The sequence below is a fragment of the Petrotoga halophila DSM 16923 genome (assembly GCF_002924615.1).
The window spans coordinates 1-7,011 of record NZ_JALY01000145.1 but is presented as its reverse complement, the minus strand read 5'-3'; the positions used below and the strand labels follow the sequence as shown (position 1 = coordinate 7,011).

Genomic DNA, 7,011 nt, shown 5'->3' with positions numbered 1-7,011 from the left:
AAAAAAGACTTGGGAGTATCCCAAGTCTTTTCTAAAGGATCATATCTTTTTTGATGACACTTCCATCAATGTCGTATATTTCGAAATGGATCTTTTTTATTTTTAAGATATTTGTTGGATCGTATGTTTTCACATCTATTTTGAAATCATTACCTACTTTTGTTATATCTATCTTTAAATTACCAAACTCACCTTTTGTAAAGTTGTAAGTGGTTCCATCGTCATCATAATAATTGTAAATAGCGTGATCGCTTACCAAACCAATAACTGTTAGTTCTGTAATTTCTTTTTCACCAACATAATTCATAGGTTCGGAAAGAAGTATTAAGTTATTTTCTTTTATGAAGAGAGGAATTTCGTTTAAATCTGCCTCAATGTAATAATCTCCTGGCTCATAAACTTTCATATTTCTTTCTTCGTATTTAGAAGCCGTCCAATTTAACCAATTCACTTCCGGCAAGTGTACATATCTTCCCTTTTTGTTTTGTTCGTGAACCGGTGCCACCATCAAAGAATCTCCGTACATGTATTGATCTTCTATATCTTTCACCCTATCCCCTTCAAATACAAAAGATAACGGTTTTACAAATGGAACCGATTCTTTCACGGAGTTCATATATTCTGAGTAAGTATACGGTAGAAAAGCGTATCTGAGCCTTACTATATCCCTCATGATGTTCAATGATTCTTCATCGAACTGCCAAGGTTCTTGAGGCCTTGTATTTAGTGCAGTATGGTTTCGATAAAAAGGTGTGAACGCACCTAACTCCATCCATCTTATGACTAATTCGGCAGATGAATCTGCTCCAAAGCCACCAACATCAGCTCCCGTATAGAAAAATCCCATCATGTTTAAAGATTGCAGCATTCTTATATTAACAAGCATATGTTCCCACCAAGATTTATTATCTCCCATCCATATTGAAGCCATCCTGTGAAGACCAGGATAACTGCTTCTTGACAGTAGCAAGTATCTTTCATTCGGTAATAACTCTTTAAGCTCATCCGCAGTTGCTTTTGTCATGTTGAATCCGTATAAGTTATGAACCGTATCGTGATTTATTAAACTACCGTTGTCTAGTTTGTGGTAAAAACTTATATAATCTTCTCTGTTACTGGCTATGTTCAAAAGTGTTTCTCTTGCCAAGAAAACTTCTATACCAGCATTTTCCTTATTTTCCTCTAAATATTTTAACATTTCCAAAAGATTGTCTAAACCTTTAGGAGTATAAAATATTGAAGGTTCGTTCATATCGTTCCAAAAGCCTTTTATTCCCATATCTGTAAAGAGTTTATACTTCTTACCCCACCATCTTCTAACTTCTGAGTTCAAAAAGTTTGGAAAGTGCGTGGGCCCTGGCCAGACAGCTGCAACAAAGTTATTACCGTTTTCATCCACGCAGAAAAAGCCTTTTTCCTTACCTTCTTCGTACATTTCATAATCCTTTTCTATTTTTACTCCAGGGTCTATAATCGGTATAATTCTTATTCCCATTTCTTTTAGGTCTTTTACCATCCCTTCGTAGTTAGGAAATTTTTCTTTGTTTATGGTGAAAACCTTGTAACTATCCATGTAATCTATATCGGTGTAAATGACATCACAGGGTATTCCAGTTTCTCTGAATTTTTTTGCTACATTTCTAACTTCCTCTTCAGAGAAGTAACTCCACTTTGATTGCTGAAACCCAAAGGCCCATTTTGGAGGGATATAAGGTTTCCCAGTTAAATCAAAGTATTCCTTTATTATGGATAGCTTTTCATCAGAATCAAAGATATACAAATCAAAATCTTTTGAAGGGAGGGTTATCTGTAAAATATCTTTATCTGTGAATCCTATGTCAAATATTATTTCAGAAGGATAATCAATGAACAATCCGAAAGTTTTTTTCCCATCCAAGATCATAAAAGGATGAGAACCGTATAAAGACATTTTGTCAGGGGTGTGTTCGGGATCATCCGTGTTGTAGAATCTATAAATTTTACCTCTTTTGTTCAATGCCCCAAGAGTTTCTCCTAATCCATATACAACATCTTCTTTTGACATCTTGTATATGAAATTTATTTTGTTGTCTTCTTCTTCAACTTGAAAATATGGGATAGTATCGTTTTGTTGAAAATCTTTGCTTTCTAAGTCAACTATCACCGCCCCAGTTTTAAAAGGTTTGCCGCTTCTGTACAAAGTAGTGTATTGTGTTAACTGCGTCTTTGCGAACATAGATAAATCCTCCTCAAATTTTTATTCTAATTCTATCAGAATAGTTGACCAATATTCAAGTATTGGGACTTTTACAATTAACCCATTTTCTTTTTCTAAAAAATCTATTTTTGAAAAAAATAACTGATTATCAGCTGAAGCAAAATATACATTTTTAATATTGTTTAAAGGGATAAAAATTTCTATATCATTGATTGTATTGGGTTTTTTTGTTTTCATTCTCCAAAAGTCTGTGCTTGTCCCTACAAAATTGACAAGATTAATGAAAACATACTTAGAGTTCATCTTAACATTGTACCATATAGAATCATTTTTTGGGTTTAAAGATAAATTATTTCCTTTTAATTCTACTTCTTTTTCTAAGATATCAAATAATTCTTCATATCTTACTTGGTAATCATAGTAATTCCTGAGTTTATTTAGTAAATCTTGACTTACAATATCTGCGTCGCCAGGGAAATAAGGCCCTCCGAGTATTAACAAATATTCTCCCATTTCTAATCTTCTTCCACCACTTATTGCAATAACCGCATCAGTCAAAATAATATTTTCTTCAAAAGAGGGATTGATGTAGGCAGCAGTTATGACATCCTTTTTGCTTCTTTCCTTAGCTTCTTTGATCATTTTGTACATATCTTCATATGTATTACATGATTCCCAAGGTTCTATATAAATCGCATCTGCTTGAGATTGTATTTCCTTGGGCCAATTATTAACATAATTAAAGATTACCGGAGCTTCTGTTTGTTGTTTCAATTCATTTATGAATTCCTTAAAACCTTTAGATGTTATGTAAGGTTTATATTCGTTATTTTCTAAGTAAAAAGATGCATTATCTTTAGGGTATCCATATTGATCTAAATGTATTCCATCAAATCCAAAATTTAAAGTTTCTTTACATTGTTGTATAAGAAATTTTGTCCAACCCGAATCTTGATAAGTATTTGTGATTAAAATTTTTTGATAAAAGTCAACCGGTTCATAATTCTCACCTTTTATTTCGTATAACAACCACTCGGGATGGTCTAAGCCAAGATTTCTTTCTACACCGTAAATAGGGACATAAGCCATAGAAAAAATATTTTTTTCATGTCCTTCTCTAATTAAATCTTTTAAAACAGAATTTGATATATTTCTTTCTCTATTCCAGGCATCTTTGTAATTTTTTTCTTTAGAAACTAGATATCCATAGTCATACATCCAATCATAATATTGCAAAGAGTTGATATGATATTGGGCTAAATAATCCATCGTTTTTTCGGCGTTAAATCTTCCTTCGCCAAAATCTGTTAAAAACCCATAGCGAGGTGACTCAGTCCATGAATTTAAAATCGAAAGGCCCCTGCTTAAGATCAGATTATCATTTACATAAAAGTCTAATCCATACCCTCCAACTTTAGAAGGAGCTTTTAAAGATATTTGCATGATTTCTTCCACTTTAGATATGTTCATACTTAATTCATTAATTGTTTGAATATCTTTAGTTATAACAATTTTAATTTTTTTAGTTTCGTTAGGAAGATTCAACAACCTTAGATTTATAGAATCATTTGGATAATAAAATGATTTATCAAACAAAATGTCCATACTTTCACCTCCAAATATAGATACGAACAAAAGTAAGATATAAAAGTTTAAAAATATGATTTTCTTTTGCAATTAAAAGTCTCTCCTTTCAAAGTTTTAAACCTCCTTCAGAAACTGATTGTATAAAATACTTTTGAAATAGGACATAAACTACTAGTACAGGGGCCAAAGAAATCATAGTTCCTGCAAATAAAACATTCCATTGAACGCTAAATTGACCTTTGAAAGTCATTATACCGATAGGTAATGTCCAATTGTTCTTTGAAGTTAATATCAAAGATGGCCAAAAATAGTCATCCCATATTCCCAAAAAAGACATTATAGTTAACGCTCCTACAGAAGGGAGAGCTTGTGGGAAAACTATATAAATAAATCTCTGCCAGGCATTGGCTCCATCCAATTCTGCACTTTCTTCGTATTCAACAGGCATAGCTTCAAAAAATCCCCTTAAGAAAAAGGCGTTGAACGCAATTCCTCCTATTCCTCCTGTTAAAATAAGTGTAATTTTGTTGTCCATCAACCATCTTATTTTACTAACAATGTCGAATTGAGGAATTATGAGAAGTAATCCGGGTACAGCTAAAGTAGCGATTAGAAGGGAGAAAAAAGTTTCTTTTCCCGGAAAATTATACCTTGCAAATCCATATGCCGTTAAAGTGGATAAGAGAACATTCAAAATAATTGCAGGAAGCGTTATGGTAACGCTATTTATAAAGTATCTGGCAAAATCTGCTTCTTTCCAGACAGTTATATAATTTTGGAATGTAGCAGGCTTAGGGATTAATTGTGGTGGAACGGTGAAAATATAACCTGTTTCCTTTAAGGAAGTTATAAACATGTAATAAAATGGGAAAGTCATTATTATGGCTCCTAAAATTAAAATACAAAAAACAATTATATTAATTATTTTTTTTGAGTTTTTTCTTTGCATTTTTTCACCTCTTAATAGAAACTTCTTTTAGCTAATAGTTTCCTTTGGATTTGGGCTATGGTAAAAACAATAATGAAGAAAATTACCGATATTGCCGACCCGTAACCAAAATGGAAATAATCGAAGGCTTCTTTAAACATATATGAAGACAAGACCTCCGTTGATCCCATCGGTCCCCCGCCAGTCATAACATAAACCGAAAGAAAAACATTAAATCCGCCAATGGTAAGCATGACAAGTTCAAACATAATTGTGGGCACCATTAAAGGTAAAGTAATTTTAGTTGTGGTTTGCCAACTGTTAGCTCCGTCTAAAGAAGCCGCTTCGTAAAGTTGTTTAGGTATTCCTTGAAGTCCAGCTAAGAAAATAAGCATCGACCACCCTATGCCTTTCCATATGCCTAATGTATAAATAGGTATCATTGCTGTTTTTGGGTTGGATAGCCATGCAATATCCTTCTGTATTATATGAAACATGTCTTTTAATAGAAAGTTTACTAAACCTCCTCTTGCTGCAAAAAGATATTGAAACAATATTGAGACTATTACCCAAGAAGTTACCACAGGCAAATAGTACAGCAACCGAAATAAAGTTTGACCTTTCATTTTTCTATTTAAAAGGAGAGCTACCAAAAAGCCAAAAATCATTTGTCCAGGAACTGTAATTAGTGTATAAAAAATAGTATTCTTAAGAGCTACATAAAATTTTGGATCTTGGAATAATTCGATATAATTTTCTAACCCAATAAATTTATTAGAAATATTCGGATTAATATTCCATTCGTATAAACTCATAATAAAACTTTTTATAATCGGGTACAAAGTCCACGCGAAATAAGTGATCAAACCAGGCAAAACAAAAAGAAGGCCAACCGATTTTCTTCTCTTTTCCCTAGTCATTCTTTATTCCTCCTCTAATACAAGGGATTATATTAGGTGGAAGAGAATATCCTCCACCTAGAATTTTTTTCCCATTATTATCTATATTCTTTCAGGATTTCTTCAATTTCATAAGCAGCGTTATCTAAAGCATCCTGTGGGTTTACTCCTCCTATAACCGCATTTTGCCAGGCACTATCCATAATATCGTTGATTTCGTTCCAAGCAGGATGAGGGGAGCGAGGAACAGCTGTTTCTAATTGTTTTAGATAAACTGGGAAGAATGGATGTTCTTTAATTTCGGGTTCATCAAGTAATCCATTCAATACAGGCATCTGACCAACAGTTGCAAATTTTAGCTGAACTTCCTTTGAAGTCATGAATTTTACAAACTCCCATGCTTCATTTTTGTATTTAGTAGAGTTGAAAATAACTATATCTTCACCCCCAACTACAGATTTAGAACCCCCTTTACCGGCAGGGACGAGGGAATAATTAATTTCTGCATCGGGATACTGACCTTTTATAATACTCTCAGCCCATGGGCCAGAAAAGGTCATAGCATAAATACCTTCAGCATATCCCTCTAATACACCAATTCCACCCCCTCCGATAGGTGCAATATAGCCCTGATTGTATAAATCTTTAAATGTTTTTAAAGCTTCAACACTTTCAGGTGAATTCACGTATCCTTCAGCCTTCGAATTTGTTGGATTAAGAATTTGACCTCCAAAAGAGTATATCCATGGCATGCTATTCCATGGTCCGAAACCAGTATCAGCAAAACCCCATTGGTCAATCTGTCCGTCTCCATCGGTATCTTTGGTTAAAATTTTGATATCTTTGATAAATTCTTCCATATTTGTTGGAGGCGCACTTAATCCACTTTCTTCAAACATTTTGCGGTTCCATAACAAAACCCTTGTATTTGTATCCAAAGGGACTCCGTAATAGTGACCATTCCAGTAATTTGTAGCCAGTGGTCCAGGTAAAAAATCATCTTTAATTTGTTGAAAATCTTCGGGAAATTCCTCATCGACTGGTAATAAGACGCCAATATCAGCAAATTGTGGGACCCAGATAATATCCATCCTCATAACGTCAGGGTATTGTGCAGCTGCCGTGCTTACGATCAATCTTCTTCTCATTTCATCGTAAGGAACTTGAACTTCTGTAATTTTGATGTTTGAGTGTTCTTTTTCAAATTCCGGTATAATTTCTTCAGTTAATAGTTTATACTCTCCAGAAGTAGTGGAATAACTATGCCAAAAAATAACTTCCTTAACCTGAGCCAACATGAAGGTGCTAATAAGTACCACAACCAACAGAAACAATGCTTTTTTCATAATACCTCCTCCTCATACTTTGATATAAAACATCTCCTCTTGAATTACTTGATA

At 33.5% G+C, this 7,011-nt stretch carries 5 protein-coding genes; all 5 read right to left on the bottom strand.

Annotated features, from left to right (window positions below; genetic code table 11):
- Positions 1-31 precede the first annotated feature (31 nt).
- Entirely contained in the window at positions 32-2,215 is a 2,184-nt protein-coding gene (locus AA81_RS07235; RefSeq protein ID WP_103078103.1) for a TIM-barrel domain-containing protein, read from the bottom strand.
- Positions 2,216-2,236: 21 nt separating this feature from the next.
- Positions 2,237-3,802, bottom strand: a complete 1,566-nt coding sequence (locus AA81_RS07230; RefSeq protein WP_146026610.1) for a glycoside hydrolase family 66 protein — start codon at positions 3,800-3,802, stop codon at positions 2,237-2,239.
- A gap of 88 nt (positions 3,803-3,890) precedes the next feature.
- On the bottom strand, positions 3,891-4,733 hold the full coding sequence (locus tag AA81_RS07225; protein ID WP_103078101.1) for a carbohydrate ABC transporter permease: 843 nt from the start codon (positions 4,731-4,733) through the stop codon (positions 3,891-3,893).
- An 11-nt stretch (positions 4,734-4,744) separates the two neighbouring features.
- Positions 4,745-5,632, bottom strand: a complete 888-nt coding sequence (locus AA81_RS07220) for a carbohydrate ABC transporter permease (RefSeq protein WP_103078100.1) — start codon at positions 5,630-5,632, stop codon at positions 4,745-4,747.
- Positions 5,633-5,709: 77 nt separating this feature from the next.
- Positions 5,710-6,957 (bottom strand): extracellular solute-binding protein, encoded by a 1,248-nt coding sequence (locus AA81_RS07215; RefSeq protein ID WP_103078099.1) that lies wholly within the window; start codon positions 6,955-6,957, stop codon positions 5,710-5,712.
- Positions 6,958-7,011 lie beyond the last annotated feature (54 nt).